The sequence below is a fragment of the Bradyrhizobium sp. UFLA05-125 genome, assembly GCF_059803515.1.
In genome coordinates, this window is sequence record NZ_JBANBJ010000001.1 from 130636 (window position 1) to 150388 (window position 19753).

Here is a 19753-nt window from a genome sequence, read left to right on the forward strand (position 1 = left end):
CGGATTCCGCGGGAAGGTTCATCGGCGGAGAAGACGCTGGCCTCGCAGCGTTAGGGCTGATGACCCAACTTCACGATCATCTTCGGGTGACGTTCACTCAGGGCCCTCAACGCAAGCAAGCTCTTCCGTTCCTCTTCCCGGTCGAATGTAAAACTCCCAGGTTCGACGCCGTGCTCCCAGCCCCAGCGCGTGTGGCAAGCGTCGCCAGTGAGGAGCACCGGACCTGTCGGCGTGCGGGCGAGATAGGAGACATGCCCGGCCGTGTGTCCGGGAGTCAGGATTGCGAACAACGAGCCGTCACCGAAGACATCGATCACCCCTTTGAAAGTCCCGTCCGGATCCTTGGTAAACTGAAATTCCTGAATGGCTGGCCGGCCCTCAAAGAAGGCGTTTTCCATCCCCTCGACGAAGACGTTCTCGAACTTCTTCTCCCCAGCCTCTCCGGGACCTGTATAGAACGGCACATCGTTCGGAATGTCCGGCATCCCGGAGATATGATCGAGATGAAGATGGGTCATGAGCACCCCTTTAAGGGGAGCCCCTTCAGATTTGATGATCGACAATGGGTCTTGCCGGACTTGCATCTTGTCGAGCTTTGCGAAGTTCCGCACCACCCATCCGACCCCCAAGCTCTTGGGGTCCTCGACAAACCGCTTCGAAACACCGGTGTCGACCATGTAGAATCCTTCGGTCGGATGTTTCACAAGATGGGTGTAGATCTGGATCGGCTCCTCGTGATCGGTGAGCCCTGCCTGCACGGCTTGGGGGTCCTTCAGATTGAGCAGCCCCGATAGATCGGCGACCCAATCCGCGCTGGCAATCGTCTCAACCTCGATGGGGCCCGGCTTCTCAATCAGCGCTTCCATGGCCGACGAGCTGACAGGCTTGCCGAGACCGGCATGCTGCGTTGGATGGGATGTCTGCGCGCATGCGGAAAGCGCGACAATGGAAAGGGCGCCAATGAAAAGGAGTCCTGATTTGCGGAGCATGATTGTTTTCCTCGTTTCTGCTGCCGCTTTTGCCCTGGACCGGTAGAATAGCAATCGCCTAAGTTCCTATGTCGCCATACATAACTGGATAGCCCCGGCTGAGCCTGAGGAGCGAACGTGGACCTGCAATGGGATGACCTCCGCATTTTTCTGGCCATTTGCGACGCCGGGAGCCTGAGTGGCGCCGCGCGACGCCTCAAAGTCAGCCAACCCACTTTGAGCCGCAGAATCGCAGAGATGGAGTACGGGCTCGGCGAGCCGCTTTTCGTCCGCAAGAGCCAGGGCATCGCCTTGACAAAAGCAGGTACGAGGCTGCTTCCCGCCGCGCAAGGCATGGCGCAATGGGCGACCGAAGCCAATCGCTCACTCGATGCGAAGAACTCGCCCGTGAGCGGCCGCGTGCGCATCACGGCGGCCCCCTCGTTCGCTTTCGATTTCCTGGCGCCGATCGCGGAGAAGCTCAAGAGAAAGCATCCACAAATCACGCTCGAAGTTCTGGCCAGCACGCAACGCTTGAATCTCTCGCTCGGCGAGGCGGACATCGCGCTCAGGAGACATCCGTCCGATGATCCTGATCTGATCACGGTTGATGAAGTTGTCGTTCCGATCGGCGCGTATGCGAGCAAGGACTACGCACGCAGACTGCCCGCGAAATACGATTTCCGCGACCTCGACTGGATCGCATGGGCGGGAGAGCGTGAGATGACGAGCCCGAATCCGGAGCTGGCGGCCAGGATCGCGGACTTTCGCCCCGCTTTCACGTCTGACGATTACAGCGTACAGGTCGCGGCCTGCCAGGCCGGCGTCGGCGCGATGATCCTTCTGAAGACGTCCCATCGACTCAGGCGACCGGGCGAACTCGTCGAGCTCAAGCTCGAGCTTCCAGCCTCGCTCCGCGCAGAACTCGCTATCATCTGCCACAAGCGCATGGCGGATCTCCCCAAAGTCAGAACCGTCGTAGACCTGCTCACGCAAGAATTCGCTGATCTGAGGAAGGGCCAAGAGAGGCCCAAAGGCGCGAAGGAACTTCGACAGGCGACGGCAATGATCCCAGGTCGGGCAAGAACCAGGAAGAAAGCGCCACCCACCCTCTCCTCGTGACCGGCCTAGCGCCGGCCGCCGACTTCGTCGATCCGGCGCAGCATGTCGGCGGGATCGTCATAGACGCGGAAGGCGCCGGATTGGCGCAGCTCGTCCGGCCCGTAGCCGCCGCTCAAGAGGCCGACGCCAAGTGCGCGGCAGCGGACCGCCGCCATCATGTCCCAGACGCTGTCGCCGACCACGACCGCCGTCTCGATCGGCGCGTTCAGCCGCGCGGCTGCGGCGAGAAACAAATCGGGATCGGGCTTTGCGTATTTGACCTGGTCGCGCGTCACCACGGGCGTGCGGGCGGGATCGACGCCGAGCGAGGCGAGATTCACGGCCGCGGTCTCCATCCGGCCGCTGGTGGCGATCGCCCACGGGATCTTCGCCTCCGACAGCCATTGCAGCAATTCGCGTGCGCCCGGCAGCGGACGGATCTGGCCGGCCTGCTGCTGGTAGGACGCCGCGTGCGCGCGGCGCAGCCGGTCGATGCGCTCCTCGCTGATCTCGACGCCGATCTCGCGCAGGAGCTGGTTGGTGAAGAGACCACCGCTCATGCCGATCTTGCGATGGATTCGCCAGACCGAGAGCTCGATGCCCTCGGCATCGAGCGCATGCTTCCAGGCGAGAACGTGCTGATAGACGCTGTCGACCAGCGTGCCGTCGAGGTCAAACAGGAAGACCGGTTCGATGCGCATGCAAGTTCTCCGTCAGAATGCCGCGGACCGAGGCGCCCTCGCCTCCGCCGCGGACATGGAAGCATACGATCAAGACAAAGGCTTGTTCCTTTCGGCGTCAGCGATGCCGCAGCCGGCGATTGACCCGCCGCGCCAGATAGTCGCCCGCGGACTGGACCGCCTGCACAAGCGCGATCAGCACGACCACGACGGCGAGCATCATCTCCGGCATGAAGCGCTGGTAGCCATAGCGGATGCCGAGATCGCCGAGCCCACCTCCCCCGACCGCGCCGACTATCGCGGAGTAGCCGAGCAGGCTGACGATCGCGAGCGTGAGAGCGAGGACGAGGCCGGGCAGCGCCTCGGGGATCAGCACCTTGAACACGATCTGGAGCGGCGATGCTCCGAACGAGGATGCCGTCTCGATCAGGCCGGCATCGACCTCGCGGATCGCGGCTTCGACGAGCCGTGCGATGAAGGGGGTGGAGGCGATCGTCAGCGGTACGATCGCCGCCGTCGATCCGATCGACGTGCCCGCGACGAGACGCGTGAACGGGATGATCGCGACCACCAGAATGATGAAGGGCGTCGAGCGCGTCGCGTTCACGATCATGCCGAGCACGGCATTGACCGCGGGCGCGGCAAACAGCTCGCCCTTGCGGCTGGTTGCCAGAAACACGCCAATCGGCAGGCCGAAGACGGTGCCGAGCAGCGCGGCGATCGAGACCATGAACAGACTCTCGCCTGTGGCCTGGACGATGAGATTGATCATTTCAGGCGACATGGCCGAGGCGCTCCGAAGCGAATTGGTGTTGCGCGAGCCAGGCCAGCACCTGCTGTGCCGCGCCCTCCCCGTCGGGAATCCCGACCGTCAGCGAGCCGACATGCTGGCCGCCGATCTCGTCGATGCGCGCGGCGAGCAGCGCCACGTCGATGCCAACTTCGCGCGCGAGCCGCGCGACGAGCGTGTCACCTGCACCCGTGCTGCGCACCTGGACGCGGATCACGGCCTGCCCGCCCGCAACCGGCTGCGCCGAGAGGCGCGAGGCCAGCGACACCGGCAGGCTGTCGCCCACGACTTCCGCGATGAAGGATTGCGTGATGGGATGCTGGGGATTGGTGAAGATGTCGGCGACGTGGCCGCGCTCGACGATGCGGCCGGCGTCGATCACCACCACCTCCTTCGCGAGCTGCCGCACCACGGACATCTCATGCGTGATCAGCACGATGGTCACGCCAAGCTCGCGATTGATATTGGCCAGCAAATCGAGGATCGCGCGCGTGGTCTGCGGATCGAGTGCCGAGGTCGCCTCATCCGACAGCAGCACATTGGGACGCGTAGCGAGCGCCCGCGCAATGCCGACACGCTGCTTCTGGCCGCCGGAGAGCTCCGAGGGATAACGGTCGGCCTTGTCATCGATGCCGACGAGCGCGAGCAGCTCGGCAACACGCGCCCTGATCTCGGTCTTCGGCCAGCCGGCGATTTCCAGCGGCAGCGCGATGTTGTCGGCGGCCGTGCGCGACGACAGCAGGTTGAAGTGCTGGAAGATCATCCCGATCGAGCGCTGCGCGAGCCGCAAGTTCCCTCCGGCGAGCGCGGAGATGTCGCGGCCATCGACCACGACGCGGCCGGTGGTCGGCTTCTCCAGCCCGTTGATCAGGCGCACCAGGCTCGACTTGCCCGCGCCGGACCGGCCGATCACGCCGGTGATCGATCCGCGTGCGATGGCGAAGTCGATGTTCTGCAAGGCATTGACGCCGGGCTTGTCGCGATAGGCCGGATAGATCTTGGAGATGCCTTCAAACCGGACCATGGCGTCGAGCGCATCGCCCGGCGAAATTGCTGCGGGTGCCCCGATCGGTTCCCCGACCACGAGCGCTTGGTGTGCATTCATTCGAAAAACTCTCGTTCGCAAGACATCGCCGGCTCGAGCGGCCGCGCGAGTGGCAGCGCTGGGAAGCGCCAGGCGAGTGGAAAGGCCCAACGGCGCGTTGCATTGCAGCACGCACAATCGCCCGATCCTGTCTGTCTTGCAATCGCAGATATTCAGGCAGTGTTGGGCAAAAGCTTTCCCTAATCGGCTCGATAAGAGAAAATCCGTTCTTGGCGTCGCCTAGCCCCCGCGGAGTTGCAACCACGGCAGCACGATGACGAGCAATCCGGCGAAATAGATCAGCCCGAAGATCAGGCCGAAGCTCCAGAACTGGCCTTTGCCGATGTAGCCGCTGCCGAAATACATCGGCGCGGGTCCCGTGGCGTAAGGTGAGATCACGCCCATCAGACCCAGCGAATACATGCAGAGCATCGCGAGCGTCGTCACTGGAAGGCCGGCGATGCCGGAGCCGACCGCGAGCACCACCGGCAGCACCGCCGCTGCGTGCGAGGTGATGCTCGAGAAGAAATAGTGAATCCAGAAGAACAGCGCGACCAGCATGATCATCGCTGTCGACGGCGACAGCCCGGCAAGAGGTTTGGCATATTCGTTGGCGAACCATTTGATGAAGCCGATTTCGTTCAGACCCGAGGCCAACGTCAGAAGCGAGGTGAAATAGAAGAACACCTCCCAGGCGCTCTTCTCGCTGACGATGTCGTTGAACTCGACGACGCCGGTGATCAGCATCAGTGAAATCACGATGAACACGACCGTCGTGGCGTTGATGAAGTTCGAGCCGAGAATGGGCAGGCTGATGTCGGGGGTCGAGCCTGTGATCCACAGAAACATCGCGAGCACGATCAGGCCCAGCATGATCCATTCGTGGCGCGACATCGGCCCCATCGTCGCCAGCTCCCCGCTGGCCCATTCGGAGATCTCGGGGCTCCGCTTCACCTCGGGACGGCAGATGGCATAGCTCAGGAGCGGCACCAGCAGCATCAGAAGAATGCCGAGCGGTGCAAAGCCGATGAACCACTGCGCCCAGCTTATGTCGATGCCCACGGTCCTTTTGGCGATGGCGAGCGCGGCGGCATTTGGCGCAAGCGCGGTGAAGAACAGCGAGCTCGTCACGGCGGTCGCCGCGAACGCGGTCCACATTACATAGGTACCGATCTTGCCGGCGGTTGGTCCGGGCTCGGAGCCGTAGATGCGCGGGATGTTGCTGATGATGGGATAGACGATGCCGCCGCTGCGGGCCGTGTTCGAGGGCGTTGCCGGCGCCAGCAGGAAATCCGACATCGCGACCGCATAGCCGAGGCCGAGCGTGTTGCGCCCGAGGCTGCGCACCAGCACGAGCGCAATTCGCCGGCCAAGCTGGCTCTTGCGATAGCCGATCGAGAACACGAACGCACCGACGATCAGCCAGACCGTGCTCTCGGCGAAGCCCGCCAGCATCCAGCGCAGCGACTTCGTCGGATCGGGATCGATATAACCGCTGATGCCGGCGACCGTCAGCCCGATCAGGCCGACGGCGCCGACCGGCATCGATTCCAGAATGAGGCCGGTGATGACGGCGGCGAACACCGCGAAATAGTGCCACTGATTGGCGTTCAGTCCCGCTGGGACCGGCCACAGATAGATCGCAAGCCACACCACGAGCGGGGCGAACAGTTTCCAGCGAAACCGCTTCGCCTCCGGCGCCTTTGCGTCAACCGCCTTCGAGTCAACCGGCGTTGAGTCAACCATCTTGGGCACTCCCCCTCAATTCCTGTGGCATTGTGCCGGCCCGTTGACCGAGGTTCGGCCGCCCCGAAGGGCCGTATACGGATAGTCTAAGACGCGAGCAATGGCCGCGCGAGGCAAGCCGGCCGGCGATGTCACAAACACGTGGCGGCATTGGCGGTTCGCCGGGTCTCGACAGATGCGGACCGGTGCGCCTATCCTGCCGACCATGAGCAGCGAGCACGACCTTCACCACGATCACGACCATTCGGAACTCTCCGAAACCGAGCTGCGCGTGCGTGCGCTGGAGAGCATTTTAACTGAGAAGGGCTACGTCGAACCGGCCGCGCTGGATGCGATCATCCAGGCCTTCGAGACCAGGATCGGCCCGCACAACGGCGCGCGCGTCGTCGCCAAGGCCTGGACTGATCCGGCTTTCAAAGAGGCCCTGATGGAGGACGGCAGCAAGGCGATCGGCACGCTCGGCCATGTCAGCCGCGTCGGCGATCACCTGGTCGTGGTCGAGAATACGCCCGAGCGCCACAACATGGTCGTGTGCACGCTGTGCTCCTGCTACCCCTGGGAAATGCTGGGGCTGCCGCCAGTCTGGTACAAGGCTTCGCCTTATCGTTCGCGTGCGGTGAAGGATCCTCGCGGCGTGCTCGCCGACTTCGGCGTGACGGTGCCGAAGGACACCGAAATCAGGGTGTGGGACTCGACCGCCGAAACGCGCTTCCTGGTGCTGCCGATGCGGCCCGAGGGCACGGAAGGCTGGAGCGAAACACAGCTCGCTGAGCTCGTGACGCGCGATTCCATGATCGGCACCGGCTTTCCGAAGACGCCGGGAGCGCCGTCATGAACGGCGTGCACGACATGGGCGGCATGGACGGGTTCGGAAAGGTCGAGCCCGAGCCGAACGAGCCGACCTTCCACGCGGACTGGGAAGGCCGCGTCCTGGCCATGGTGCGCGCGCTGGGCGGCGCTGGGGCCTTCAACATCGACACGTCGCGCTTCTATCGCGAGACCTTGGCGCCGCACGTCTATCTCTCGAGCTCTTATTACCAGAAGTGGTTTTTGGGGCTCGAGGAGATGCTGCTCGACAAGGGCTATATCGCAAAGGAGGACGTCGCGGCCGGCCGTGCGGTGACCCCAGCAAAGCCGCTCAGGAACGGCAAGTTCAAGGTCGACGATCTCGAGCGGATCATGGTGCGCGGCAAGTTCGCCCGCCCTGCTCCGGCGCCGGCCCGCTTTGAGATCGGCGATCGGGTGCGCGCGAAGAACATCCATCCGGCGACGCATACCCGGCTGCCGCGCTATGTGCGCGGCCATGTCGGCGTGGTCGAGCGCAACCATGGCTGCCAGGTATTTCCGGATTCGGCCGCGATGGAGCTCGGCGAAAATCCGCAATGGCTCTACACGGTGGTGTTCGAAGGGCGGGATCTCTGGGGCGCGGATGGCGATCCAACCTCGAAGATTTCCATCGATGCGTTCGAGCCCTATCTGGACCCCGCGTGATGAGCACGGCTGCTGCGCAGGCGACCGCAGCCGTCCCAAGCATTCCCCGCGATGACGGTGGCCCGGTGTTCCGTGCGCCGTGGGAGGCGCAGGCCTTTGCGATGGCGCTGACGTTGCACGAGCGCGGCGTTTTCACCTGGAGCGAATGGGCCGCAGCGCTCGCCGAGGAGATCAAGCGAGCGCAGGCGGCGGGCGATCCCGACACCGGCGAGACCTATTATCTGCACTGGCTGGCGACACTGGAAAGGCTCGTCGCCACCAAGGGCGTCACCTCCACGGAAGCCCTGCACCGCTACCGCGACGCCTGGGATCACGCCGCCGACCGCACCCCGCATGGTCAGCCGATCATGCTCAGGGCGGAGGATTTTTCGAGGTAGGCCGTACCGCATTTAATGCCGTCATTCCCCGCGAAAGCGGGGAATCCAGTACACCGCGGCTTCTCCGTATTCGTCACTGTCTCTGGAATACTGGATCACCCGCTTTCGCGGGTGATGACATCGGAAGATGGGTCGCTACGGTCGCGCCACGTACTCCGCCCATCCCTTCGCGCGCAGGCTGCATGCCGGGCACTCGCCGCAGCCATAGCCCCAGTCGTGCTGCGCGCCGCGTTCCCCGAGATAGCAGGTGTGCGATTGCGCGCGGATGAGGTCGACGAGACCGTCGCCGCCGAGCTCATGCGCGAGCTGCCAGGTCGCGGCCTTGTCGATCCACATCAGCGGCGTATGCAGCTCGAATGCCCGCGCCATGCCGAGGGAGAGCGCGTTCTGCATCGCGCGGATGGTCTCGTCGCGGCAATCGGGATAGCCCGAGTAATCCGTTTCACACATGCCGCCGACGATATGGGTGATGCCGCGCCGGTAGGCGAGCGCGGCGGCAAAGGTCAGGAACACCAGATTGCGGCCGGGCACGAACGTGTTGGGCAGACCGTCGGCGCCCATCGCGATCTCGACGTCGCGCGTCAACGCCGTCTCTGAGACTGCCGCCAGCGTCGGGATCGAGAGCGTGTGGCTCTCACCCAACTTGTCCGCCCAATCGGGGCGCAAGGACTTCAGGCCATCGACGAGACGCTCGCGGCAGGCGAGCTCGACGGCATGGCGCTGGCCATAGTCGAAGCCGAGCGTCTCCACCCGCGCAAAGCGGCTCAGTGCCCAGGCGAGGCAGGTGGTCGAATCCTGGCCGCCGGAGAACAGCACCAGGGCGGTTTCGGACGAAAATTGTTCGCTCATGGGCGCGATTTAGCATCGTGTGCCGGCGCCGCCAATCGGTGGAAATCGGCTCATTTCACGGCGTTGTGCTGGGAACGCCGGGCCGCTTGCGGCATAAAGCTGACATTGAGGAGAATTGGCCCGCAATGACCCCTTCCCGCGACATTTCACGCCTGATCGAGATCATGGCGACGCTGCGCACGCCTGTCACCGGCTGCCCCTGGGACCTCGAGCAGAATTTTGCGACGATTGCGCCCTACACGATCGAGGAGGCCTATGAGGTCGCCGACGCAATCGCGCGCGGCGATTTCGACGACCTCCGCGAGGAGCTCGGCGATCTCCTGCTCCAGGTCGTCTATCACGCGCGCATGGCGGAGGAAGAGAACGCGTTTGTATTCGGCGACGTGGTCGAGGCGATCACGCGAAAGATGATCCGCCGACATCCGCACGTGTTTGCCGACAAGGACGGCAACATCCAGCCCGCCGGCGTCAAGAGCGCGTGGGAGCGCATCAAGGCCGAGGAGAAGGCCGAGCGCGCCGCGCGCCGGCCGCCGGAGGAGACGAACCACAAATCGCTGCTGTCCAGCGTCAAGGCCGGCATGCCTGCGCTGACGCGCGCGATGGCGTTACAGCGCAAGGCCTCCACCGTCGGCTTCGACTGGAACGACCCGCGCGCGGTGCTGAGGAAGATCCGCGAGGAAGCCGACGAGATCGAAGCTGCGCTCGACCGCAACGACAAAGAGGAGCTGACTCAAGAAACCGGCGATCTCCTGTTCGCCGCCGTCAACCTCGTCCGCCACGTCGAGGCCGATCCGGAAACCGCGCTACGCGCGACCAACGCGAAGTTCGAACGCCGTTTTGCTTATATCGAGCGTATGCTGGAGGCGCAGGGCCGCACGCTCGCGCAGGCCTCGCTGGCGGAGATGGACGCGCTGTGGAACGCGGCGAAGGCGGAGGAGAAGCCTGCGGACGATAAGCGCAAGGAAGTTCGCCGGTAGCTCCACCGTCGTCCTGGCGAAAGCCAGGACCCATACCGCGGAATCTATCGATGAATCGAGGCGGCCAGTACTGCGCTCAAACCACCTCCTGGGGTAATGGGTCCTGGCTTTCGCCAGGACGACCCCGCATTTGGTATTATGCCTACGCGGCGTGATGCGGCACGGCGTCGAAGCGGTTCACCACGATGTCCCGCTTGGTCTCGTCCACCCGCACGGTCATGTCGAAGCGGCCGTCGTGCAGCTCTTTCGCCAGCACCTCGGAATTGCGATGCAGCCACGAGATGCCGGCGCCGTCGGCGGCGTCGATGGAGAGATCGAGCGTGGTGCGTTTTGCTGCCAGCCGTTCCTCGATCGCGGTGAGCAGTGCGTCGATCCCCTCGCCTGACACGGCTGAGACCAGCATCGCGGGATGATCCGACGGCCTGCGCGCAGCGATGTTCACGAGCTCCTCGCGTTGCTCGGAATCAAACCGGTCGACTTTATTCCAGACCTCGATGATGCGGCCGGAGTCGTCGGGATTGATGCCGAGCTGGCGCAGCACGGCGTCGACGTCGCTCTGCTGCGCCTCGGCGTCCTCGTGCGAAATGTCGCGAACATGCAGGATGACGTCGGCCTCCAGCACCTCCTCCAGCGTGGCACGGAAGGCCGCCACGAGCTGGGTGGGGAGATTGGAGATGAAGCCGACGGTGTCCGACAGCATCGCCTTGCCACCATGCGGCAGGCTGAGCGCGCGCAAGGTCGGATCAAGGGTTGCGAAAAGCATGTCGGCGGCCTGCACGTCGGCGCGGGTCAGGCGGTTGAACAGCGTCGACTTGCCGGCATTGGTGTAGCCGACCAGCGCGACGACGCGATACGGTACGCGCTGCCGGCCGGCGCGGTGCAAGCGCCGTGTCGCCTGCACCTTCTTCAATTCATTCTCGAGCCGCGAGATTCGCTCGGAGATCAGTCGCCGGTCGGCCTCGATCTGCGTCTCGCCCGGACCGCCCATGAAGCCGAAGCCGCCGCGTTGGCGTTCGAGATGGGTCCAGGAGCGCACCAGGCGCGAGCGCTGATAGTTGAGATGTGCAAGCTCGACCTGGAGCGCGCCCTCCTTCGTCTTGGCGCGGCGGCCGAAGATTTCCAGGATCAGGCCGGTGCGATCGAGCACCTTGGCGTTCCAGGCCTTCTCGAGATTGCGCTGCTGGATCGGCGAGAGCGCACAATCCATCACCACGAGCTCGACTTCGAGGCTCTTGATCAGCCCGGTGATCTCCTCGACCTTGCCCTTGCCGAGATAGGTCGCGGGGCGAATCTGGCCAATCGGCGCGACCAGGCTATCTGCGATCTCGAGGTCGATGGCGTGTGCAAGGCCTGCGGCCTCTTCGAGCCGCGCCTCGGCATCGCGCAGGACATGGCTTTCCGATTGCGCATCGGCTCCGCCGGCGCGCACACGCATATAGGGGCCGATGACGATCACCCGCCCTGTCTGTCCAGCCTCAGCCGACCGCGGACGGTCAGCGCCCCCGTCGAAATTCCGGGGTTCCAATCAGATCACTCTCAAGCCGGCTGATCCTCGCCGCCTTCGAACAGCTGGATGGGAGCGCCGGGCATGATGGTCGAGATCGCATGCTTGTAGACGAGCTGCGAGTGACCGTCGCGCCGGAGCAGCAAACAGAAATTGTCGAACCAAGTCACAATTCCCTGCAGCTTTACTCCGTTGACCAGAAAGATCGTCAGTGGCGTCTTGGTTTTGCGAACGTGATTAAGGAAGGTGTCTTGTAGGTTTTGTGCGCGGTCTGCCGCCATTGTTGTTATCTCGCTTTGAGTTTCTTGTTGTTTGGATCGTCCGACCGGTTGCTGCCCTCTTTTAAAGAGTATCGGTTTGAGATGCGGGGGCCTCGCCCGGTTGCCGACCCTCATGAGATCCCCCTCCGGAGGGTCGGCGGAACGATTAGAAGACAGGTACGCTTATTAGGCAAGCCGCTTCACGCGGCAGCCCGCATCCAAATCCTCCGAAAAACTACGGAAATCGATGATTTTCCTCTGATATTATGAACGTATGGCCGATCGGACGCGGCTCAACCGACGCCAAGTGCCTTCAACTTCCGGTGTAGTGCCGATCGCTCCATGCCGACAAATTCGGCAGTCCGCGAAATATTGCCGGAAAAGCGGCTGATCTGGGCGATCAGATAGTCTCGCTCGAACACCTCGCGTGCCTCGCGCAGCGGCAACCCCATGATGTGCTCGCCATTGTTGCTGGTTGGCATCGCCGGCACCATCGAGCCGACGTCCTGCGGCAGCATGTCGGCCGTGATGATCACCTCCGGCCCACCGGCAGCGAGAATCATGACTCTCTCAACGTTGTTGCGGAGCTGACGGACGTTGCCGGGCCAGACGTGGGACTGGAGCACCGCCATCGCGTCCTGGCCGATCTGGCGCTTGGGCAGCCCCGTGGCCGCCGAGATCTGGTCCATGAAATAGTCGATCAATTCCGGAATGTCCTCGCGCCGTTCGGAGAGCGCGGGCACCCGGATCGGAACCACCGAGAGGCGGTGATAAAGATCCTCGCGGAACGTGCCCGCTGCGATCTCCTCCTCGAGGTTGCGGGCGGTCGAGGAGATGATGCGCACGTCGACCTGTACCTTGCCGGTGCCGCCGACGCGCTGGAACGACTGCTCGACCAGCACGCGCAAGATCTTGTTCTGGGTCTCGCGCGGCATGTCGGCGATCTCGTCGATGAACAACGTGCCGCCATGAGCTTCTTCGAGCGCGCCCGACTTGCGCGGCTGCTCGCCGTTGGACTGCTCGACGCCGAACAGTTCGTGCTCCATGCGTTCCGGCGTGATCGCCGCCGCATTGATCACGACGAAGGGCCCGTCGGCGCGGCCAGAGGCCGCATGCAGCGTACGTGCGGTCAGTTCCTTGCCGGCGCCCGCGGGGCCGACGATGAGGATGCGGCTGTTGGCCTTGGCCGCGCGCTCGATGGTCTGGCGGAGCTGGTTCATGCTGGGCGAGCGGCCGACGAGCTGGCTCGCGGTCGGGGCGAGCTGCTTGAGCTCTCTCACCTCGCGCTTCAGGCGCGAGTTTTCCAATGCACGCGTCGCCACCAGGATCAGGCGGTCGGCCTTGAACGGCTTCTCGATGAAGTCGTAGGCGCCGCGCTTGATCGCGGCGACCGCGGTCTCGATGTTGCCGTGGCCGGAGATCATGACGACCGGCAGGTCGGCATTGTCTTTCTTGACCTGCTCGAGCAGCTGCAGGCCGTCGAGCTTGGAGCCTTGCAGCCAGATGTCGAGGAACACCAGATGCGGCCTGCGATTGGCGATCTCCGCAAGTGCAGAGTCGCTGTCCCGCGCGGTCCTGGTGACGAACCCCTCGTCTTCCAAAATGCCCGCGACGAGATCCCGAATATCGGCCTCATCATCGACAATCAGAATTTCATTTGCCATGGGTTGCGCCCGCTCTGTCAGTTGCCCGTTGAGGCTTTGATTCTTGTTGCATCATTGGTCGTTTCTGCCGGCTCTTTGGTTTCGTCGGCCGGCGCCTTTGTGTCCGGTTCTTTGGCAGTTTCCCGGGCCTTCTGCGCCGCGTCCTTCACCTCGATGGTGTTGGCATGGCCCGAGATCGCAAAACGCATCCGCATCCAGGCACCGCGCTGGCCTGCCCGGAAGTCGGAGGCATCCTTCAACTCGATGCGCCCGCCATGGTCCTCCAGGACGCGGCCGACGATCGCAAGCCCGAGGCCCGTGCCCTTGGCCCGAGTTGTCACATACGGCTCAAGGAGTCGCGAGCGCGCAACCTTGGGCAGGCCGATTCCGTTGTCGACGACGTCGATCAGCACGTCCTGGGCTTCGCGCGAGACCACGACATCGATGCGGCCCTTTCCACCATCTTTGCCGATCTCCTCCGGAGGAACCTGCTCGATCGCTTCCGTCGCATTCTTGACGATGTTGGTGACGGCCTGCGAGATCAGCCGGCGGTCGAACTGCGCGCGCAGCGGGTCTTGCTTGAAAGTGGTCTCGATGTCGAGCTCGGGATGCGCGACCTTCATCAAAAACACTGCCTGCCGCACGGTGTCGACGACGTCCTCGCCTTCCATCACGGGTTTTGGCATGCGCGCAAAGCGCGAGAACTCGTCGACCATGCGTCTGATGTCGTCGACCTGGCGCACGATCGTGTCGGTGCACTGGTCGAAGATCGACTTGTCCTTCTCCTCGGTGATGGTCTTGCCGAATTTGCGGCGGATACGCTCGGCGGAGAGCTGAATCGGCGTCAGCGGGTTCTTGATCTCGTGGGCGATGCGGCGCGCCACGTCGCCCCAGGCCGAGGTGCGCTGCGCCGAGACGAGCTCGGTGATGTCGTCGAGCGTGATGATGTAGCTGTCGCGCGGCTGGCTGGTCTTTTCGGCGCTGACGCGGACCGACAGGTTGCGCTCCTGCCCGTCGCGCATGATGGTAATCTGGCCCTGTACCAGCCGCTGGGTGCCCTCCCGCGCGGTTTTCATCATATCGTCGAGCTCGGGCAGCACTTCGGACAAGGGGTGGCCGAGCGTCTCGGATTCGGCGTGGCCGATCAGCTTCTCCGCGGAACGGTTCAGGATGCCGACACTGCCCGAGGCGTCGGCGCCGATGATGCCGGCGGAGGCCGAGGACAGCACGGCCTCGATGAAGCGGCGGCGGCTGTCGATCAGGTCGCTGGCGCTGACGAGTTCGTCGCGCTGGCTGCGCAGCTCCTGGGTCATCTTGTTGAAGGTCTCGCCGAGCTGGGCAAGATCGCCTTCCGATTTGTGCACGGGGACCTGGACGTGGAGGTCGCCGGTCGAAACCGTATGGGCCGCGTTCATCAGCCGCCTGATAGGCGCCACCAGCCAGTTGGCGAAGTTCAATCCGATCAGCACCGAGGCCATCAGGATGGTCAGCGCGATCACCGCGAACATCAGCGCGAACGCGACCTGGATGCCAAGTCTGCGCGATTCAATCTGGGCATACTCGGCGACGCCCAGCTGTGTCTGCTTCACCTGTGCAACGACGCGAGGGTCAAGCTGACGGGCGACATAGAGGAAGGTGTCGTTGAAGGCGCGAAGCCGGATCACGGCCGCCACGTAGTTGTTCTCCGGCAGGACGGCGATTTCCGGCTCGCTCTCGCCGACATTGCTGAGGAACTCCGGAGCTGGGGGCGAATAGGCGAGCCGGATGCCGGTGTCCGCCGATTCCAGGATGTTGGTATCCTTGTCGATGATCATCGCGCCCGGCAGATTCCGGGAGCTTGCACTCGCCGTCAGCAGCTCGCGAAACGACCGCCGGTCCTGGTCATAGAGCGGACGGGCATGTGCGATGTCGTTGGCCATTCCCAAAATGTCGCCGCGAATGAGCTGGGCATGATCCTGCATATAGGCGAGCGCGATCGTCAGTGAGTTCTGGATCACCTCCTTGGTCGGCCCGGAGAACAGCCGGTCGAGGCCGCGCTCGATGGTGACGTTGGCGACGATCGCGACCAGCACCGCCGGCAGCACCGCGATCACCGAAAACAGGCCCACGATCTGGAAGTGCAGGCGCGCCGCCGCCCGGCCCCGCCGGCGCGCCTGGATCATCTGCCAGATCTCGTGGACGATGATACCAACCAAGAGCAGGATGGTGCCGGCGTTGATCATCAGGAACGACCTGACGACGTCAGGCGTCGGCTCGATACGGGTCAGCCCGGTTAGGACGACGAAGGTCAGGAAAGCGGAAAGCAGTGCCAGGAAGACGGCAAACGGTGCCAGCCAGCGGCGCGGCGACCAGCGCCGGGCTTCTGTAGCTGGAGACGTATCAAAGGCAGCGCCCGAGTTATCTTCGCTGGTCATTCCGGCAATGGTGATGCTGAAAACGGGATCCGTGGGTCACGGATACTGATGCATTCATATCACATTGTTGCCGAATTGCGACAATTCCGCGGCGCATGCACCGCGGCGGACAGGCGCATCCACAGGCGCTTGGGCAGTCACTCCGGGGCGACCTGTAGGGCCGGACCCGGAATCTCGAGATTCCGGGTTCGCTGCTTCGAGGCGGCCCCGGAATGACGGCGGTGGGGACTACCCCCCGCTCCGGTACACCTGAATATCCAGGTCCCGAATCTTCTTGCGCAGTGTGTTGCGGTTGAGGCCGAGCAAGTCGGCGGCACGGATCTGGTTGCCGCGGGTGGCGGCGAGCGCGGCGGTGAGCAGCGGGACCTCGATCTCCTTCAGGATGCGGTGATAGAGGCCGGGTGGCGGCATGCCGTTGGGGAAGCCCTGGAAGTGCGTGGACAGATAGGCCTCCACGGCCCCGCCGAGATTGTCGACGCCCTGCTGGACCGCGGCACCCGGGCTGACCGAGGGCGGCGCAAGCTCACCATCGATGACGGACGACGTGATGACGTCCTGCGGATAGAGGGCGGCAAGGCGCCGTGCGAGGTTTTCAAGTTCGCGTACGTTGCCGGGCCAACGATGCTGCTTGAGCCGTTCGAGAGCCAGCGCGTCGAGCTTCTTCGGCGGCAGGCCGTCCTTTTCGGCGAGTGCGAAGAAGTGACGCACGAGATCCGGCAGGTCCTCGATGCGTTCGCGCAAGGGGGGCAGCCGCAGCGGCACGACGTTGAGGCGGAAGAACAGGTCCTCGCGGAACAGCCCCTGCTGGATCAGGACACGCAGATCCTTGTTGGAGGCGGCAACGATCCGCACGTCGGTCTTGATCGGAGTGCGGCCGCCGACAGTGGTGTATTCACCCTGCTGGAGCACGCGCAACAGGCGTGTCTGTGCTTCCATCGGCATGTCGCCGATCTCATCGAGGAACAGCGTGCCGCCCTCGGCCTGCTCGAAGCGGCCGGAGGCGCGGGTGTTGGCGCCGGTGAACGCGCCGCGCTCATGGCCGAACAGTTCGGATTCAATGAGGTCGCGCGGGATCGCCGCCATGTTGACAGCGACGAACGGACCGTTGCGACGCTTGCCGTAGTCGTGCAGCGCGCGCGCCACCAGCTCCTTGCCGGTGCCGGACTCGCCCGTGATCATCACGGTCAGATCAGTCTGCATCAGCCGTGCCAGGACGCGGTAGATCTCCTGCATCGCCGGCGAGCGGCCGACCAGCGGGATCGCTTCCATCTCCGCGTCTTCGTCCGGGCTCGAGGTCCGCTCCTTCGGCTCAGCCAGGGCACGGCCGACGATCGCGATCAACTCCTTCAGGTCGAAAGGCTTTGGCAGATATTCGTAAGCCCCGCGCTCGGAGGCCCGGATCGCGGTCATGAACGTGTTCTGCGCGCTCATCACGATGACCGGCAGGTTCGGCCGCATCTTCTTGATGCGCGGCAACAGGTCGAAGGCGTTTTCATCCGGCATCACCACGTCGGTGATGACGAGATCGCCCTCGCCCTGGCTGACCCAGCGCCACAGCGTGGCGGCGTTGCCGGTCAGCCTGACTTCGTACCCTGCCCGGGACAGGGCCTGATTAAGAACCGTGCGGATGGCGGTATCGTCATCAGCAACGAGAATGCTACCTGCGGGCATATTCAATCCTCATTTTGCCCCCTGTGACGCAGGCGACGGCTTCCCGGCAGAGTCGGCGCGACTGCTTTGATCGGCGTGTTTGATGGAGGTCGAGTACATCGGCATCAGCACGCGGAAGGTGGTCTTGCGCGGCTGAGACTCGCATTCGATGATGCCACCGTGATCCCCAACGATTTTTGCGACCAGCGCCAAGCCAAGACCGCTGCCGGTCTGCTTGGTGGTCACGAAGGGATCGAACAGGTTAGGCAGAAGATCGTCCGGCACGCCCGGTCCGTTGTCCTTGACGCAGAATTCGAGCGGCAGTGATACCCGGGATTTTTGACCGGGCACTGACAGGCGCACGCCGGGGCGGAAGGCCGTGGTGAGCTGAATCTCGGCGTCGGGCACGTCGATCAGGGCTTCTGCGGCGTTCTTCACCAGATTGAGGAACACCTGGATGAGCTGATCCTGGTTCGCGAGCACCGGTGGCAGAGAAGGATCGTAATCCTCGATGAAGCGGATGTTGCGGGCAAAACCGGATTGCGCGAGGCGCTTCACGTGGTCGAGCACGGAATGGATGTTGACCGGACCGCGCACGACGGGCCGTTCGTCGCCGAACACCTCCATGCGGTCGACCAGCGTGACGATACGGTCGGCCTCGTCGCAGATCAGCCGCGTCAGCATGCGATCCTCCGAGGAGGCCTGCTGCTCGAGGAGCTGGGCGGCACCGCGGATGCCGGAGAGCGGGTTCTTGATCTCATGCGCGAGCATCGCGGCGAGCGCAATCACCGAGCGCGCCGCGCTGCGATGGGTCAGCTGGCGGTCCATCTTGTCGGCAATGGTGCGCTCCTGGAGCATCACCACGATGTAGCCGGGCCGCTCGGTGAGCGGAGCGACATGCAGATCGACCTGGCGGTCGCCGCCCATGCGCGGAGTGCCGAGATCGACCTTGTATTCATTGATCGGTGAGTTCGACGAACGTACCTGGTCGATCAATGCCAGGAGCGGGCTGCCGAACGGCACCAGCTCCTTCAGCGACTGGCGCTTGAGGAACTGGGTCGAGATCTCGAAGAACGCCTCCGTCGCGATATTGGCGTCGATGATCTTGCCGTCCGGCCCGATCAGCAGCACTGGATTGGGCAGTGCGTCGAGGATTGCGTCGCCGTTTGACGGAAGCGGCCGACGATGTTCAGCGGCTAAGCTCATGCAGCAGCGCTCCATGCGAAGTCGTCGAAGGCGTCTTGCAGTGAACGGTGAACGGCACGTGGATCCTCGGATGTGAGGATGCTCTGGCGCCAAGCCTTCAGCTTCTCGGTCGGCGCGCGGCTGAGATGGGCCGCAACGTCCAACGCCCAGCCGAGATGCTTGCGCGCATGCCTGAGGCCGATGCGTAAGCCATAGAGATCGCAGACGCCCTCATAGAGCGTGCGGACATAATGGAGTTGCTCGCCAAGCGAAGGTGCGGCCTCTTCCGCCCCGCCCTGGAGGCGCCGCCCGATCTGGCCGGGCAGCCAGGGCTGGCCCTGTGCGCTGCGCCCGATCATGACGGCATCGGCGCCGGAAGCCTGCAGCGCCGCCACGGCCTTTTCGAATGAGGTGATGTCGCCATTGACGACCAACGGAACCGATATCGCCGCACGAACGTCGCGCACGGCATCCCAATCGGCCTCGCCCTTGTAGAACTGGCAGCGCGTGCGCCCATGGACGGTGATGAGCTTGACGCCGGCGCCCTCCGCTCGCCGCGCCAGCTCCGGCGCGTTGCGGGTGCGGTCGTCCCAACCGAGCCGCATCTTCAGCGTGACCGGAACCTTCACGGCCGCGATCGTCGCCTCGATCAGGTGCAAGGCATGGTCGAGATCGCGCATCAGCGCCGAGCCGGACTGGCCGCCGGTGACGTGGCGGGCCGGGCAGCCCATGTTGATGTCGATGATGTCGGCGCCTTCCGCTTCCGCGATCCGGGCGCCCTCCGCCATCCAGTGCGCTTCGCAGCCCGCAAGCTGAACCACATGCGGACCCAGTCCGGTCGCCTCGCAGCGCAACCGCGACATCCTGTGGCCGTTGGCGAGCTCGTCGCTGGCGGTCATTTCGGAGACGACGAGACCCGCCCCAAGCTCCGCGGCCAGTCGCCGGAAGGGGGAATCGGTCACCCCCGACATGGGCGCCAGGAAGACCGGATTGGCGACGTCAATATCACCTATTTTCAACGGCTTAGCGCCTAA

18 protein-coding genes are annotated in these 19753 nt (G+C 64.0%); 5 read left to right on the top strand and 13 right to left on the bottom strand.

Going from position 1 to position 19753, the window contains the following annotated elements:
* Positions 1 to 50: 50 nt before the first annotated feature.
* Positions 51 to 989: an MBL fold metallo-hydrolase gene (locus SO156_RS00630; protein WP_498533502.1), complete on the bottom strand. Its 939-nt coding sequence runs from the start codon at positions 987 to 989 to the stop codon at positions 51 to 53.
* A 117-nt stretch (positions 990 to 1106) separates the two neighbouring features.
* Here SO156_RS00630 and SO156_RS00635 point away from each other — a divergent pair, with 117 nt between their 5' ends.
* Positions 1107 to 2090 carry a LysR family transcriptional regulator gene (locus SO156_RS00635; protein ID WP_498533503.1) on the top strand — a complete coding sequence of 328 codons (984 nt, stop codon included), beginning with the start codon at positions 1107 to 1109 and terminating at the stop codon, positions 2088 to 2090.
* Positions 2091 to 2095: 5 nt separating this feature from the next.
* Here SO156_RS00635 and SO156_RS00640 read toward each other — a convergent pair whose 3' ends face one another.
* The 4 genes from SO156_RS00640 to SO156_RS00655 form a co-directional block, all read right to left on the bottom strand.
* Positions 2096 to 2770: an HAD family hydrolase gene (locus SO156_RS00640; protein WP_458145859.1), complete on the bottom strand. Its 675-nt coding sequence runs from the start codon at positions 2768 to 2770 to the stop codon at positions 2096 to 2098.
* A gap of 97 nt (positions 2771 to 2867) precedes the next feature.
* The gene (locus tag SO156_RS00645) at positions 2868 to 3533 is read right to left on the bottom strand and encodes a methionine ABC transporter permease (RefSeq protein WP_498533504.1); all 666 of its coding nucleotides are present in this window, start codon (positions 3531 to 3533) and stop codon (positions 2868 to 2870) included.
* Positions 3523 to 4644 (bottom strand): methionine ABC transporter ATP-binding protein, encoded by a 1122-nt coding sequence (locus SO156_RS00650; protein WP_498533505.1) that lies wholly within the window; start codon positions 4642 to 4644, stop codon positions 3523 to 3525. The genes SO156_RS00645 and SO156_RS00650 overlap by 11 nt, the downstream gene beginning before the upstream one ends.
* 219 nt (positions 4645 to 4863) lie before the next feature.
* Positions 4864 to 6369 (bottom strand): DASS family sodium-coupled anion symporter, encoded by a 1506-nt coding sequence (locus SO156_RS00655; RefSeq protein ID WP_498533506.1) that lies wholly within the window; start codon positions 6367 to 6369, stop codon positions 4864 to 4866.
* Positions 6370 to 6574: 205 nt separating this feature from the next.
* Here SO156_RS00655 and nthA point away from each other — a divergent pair, with 205 nt between their 5' ends.
* The 3 genes from nthA to SO156_RS00670 are packed head-to-tail and all read left to right on the top strand — an operon-like array spanning position 6575 to position 8237.
* Positions 6575 to 7204, top strand: coding sequence for a nitrile hydratase subunit alpha (gene nthA, locus SO156_RS00660; protein WP_498533825.1), 630 nt, complete (start codon positions 6575 to 6577; stop codon positions 7202 to 7204).
* Positions 7201 to 7860 carry a nitrile hydratase subunit beta gene (gene nthB / locus SO156_RS00665; protein ID WP_498533507.1) on the top strand — a complete coding sequence of 220 codons (660 nt, stop codon included), beginning with the start codon at positions 7201 to 7203 and terminating at the stop codon, positions 7858 to 7860. The genes nthA and nthB overlap by 4 nt, the downstream gene beginning before the upstream one ends.
* The gene (locus tag SO156_RS00670; RefSeq protein WP_498533508.1) at positions 7857 to 8237 is read left to right on the top strand and encodes a nitrile hydratase accessory protein; all 381 of its coding nucleotides are present in this window, start codon (positions 7857 to 7859) and stop codon (positions 8235 to 8237) included. The genes nthB and SO156_RS00670 overlap by 4 nt, the downstream gene beginning before the upstream one ends.
* Positions 8238 to 8372: 135 nt before the next feature.
* Here the strand turns inward: SO156_RS00670 and queC are convergent, their stop codons facing one another.
* A complete protein-coding gene (gene queC, locus SO156_RS00675; RefSeq protein ID WP_458145866.1) occupies positions 8373 to 9086 on the bottom strand; it encodes a 7-cyano-7-deazaguanine synthase QueC in 714 nt (237 codons plus the stop codon).
* Positions 9087 to 9211: 125 nt separating this feature from the next.
* Here queC and mazG point away from each other — a divergent pair, with 125 nt between their 5' ends.
* On the top strand, positions 9212 to 10063 hold the full coding sequence (mazG, locus tag SO156_RS00680) for a nucleoside triphosphate pyrophosphohydrolase (RefSeq protein WP_498533509.1): 852 nt from the start codon (positions 9212 to 9214) through the stop codon (positions 10061 to 10063).
* A 142-nt stretch (positions 10064 to 10205) separates the two neighbouring features.
* Here mazG and hflX read toward each other — a convergent pair whose 3' ends face one another.
* The 7 genes from hflX to dusB all read right to left on the bottom strand — a co-directional run bounded on the left by hflX (position 10206) and on the right by dusB (position 19738).
* Positions 10206 to 11588, bottom strand: coding sequence for a GTPase HflX (hflX, locus tag SO156_RS00685; RefSeq protein ID WP_498533510.1), 1383 nt, complete (start codon positions 11586 to 11588; stop codon positions 10206 to 10208).
* An 11-nt stretch (positions 11589 to 11599) separates the two neighbouring features.
* Positions 11600 to 11848: an RNA chaperone Hfq gene (gene hfq / locus SO156_RS00690; protein WP_007591126.1), complete on the bottom strand. Its 249-nt coding sequence runs from the start codon at positions 11846 to 11848 to the stop codon at positions 11600 to 11602.
* A 272-nt stretch (positions 11849 to 12120) separates the two neighbouring features.
* Complete coding sequence (gene ntrX, locus SO156_RS00695) at positions 12121 to 13491, bottom strand: nitrogen assimilation response regulator NtrX (protein WP_458145869.1); 1371 nt, start codon at positions 13489 to 13491, stop codon at positions 12121 to 12123.
* 17 nt (positions 13492 to 13508) lie between these two features.
* Entirely contained in the window at positions 13509 to 15884 is a 2376-nt protein-coding gene (locus SO156_RS00700; protein ID WP_458145870.1) for a sensor histidine kinase NtrY-like, read from the bottom strand.
* Between the two features lie 228 nt (positions 15885 to 16112).
* Positions 16113 to 17555: a nitrogen regulation protein NR(I) gene (gene ntrC / locus SO156_RS00705; RefSeq protein WP_254095200.1), complete on the bottom strand. Its 1443-nt coding sequence runs from the start codon at positions 17553 to 17555 to the stop codon at positions 16113 to 16115.
* A gap of 9 nt (positions 17556 to 17564) precedes the next feature.
* Positions 17565 to 18740 (bottom strand): two-component system sensor histidine kinase NtrB, encoded by a 1176-nt coding sequence (locus SO156_RS00710; RefSeq protein ID WP_498533511.1) that lies wholly within the window; start codon positions 18738 to 18740, stop codon positions 17565 to 17567.
* Positions 18737 to 19738 carry a tRNA dihydrouridine synthase DusB gene (gene dusB, locus SO156_RS00715; protein ID WP_498533826.1) on the bottom strand — a complete coding sequence of 334 codons (1002 nt, stop codon included), beginning with the start codon at positions 19736 to 19738 and terminating at the stop codon, positions 18737 to 18739. Before dusB ends, SO156_RS00710 begins: the two co-directional genes overlap by 4 nt.
* Positions 19739 to 19753: the final 15 nt, after the last annotated feature.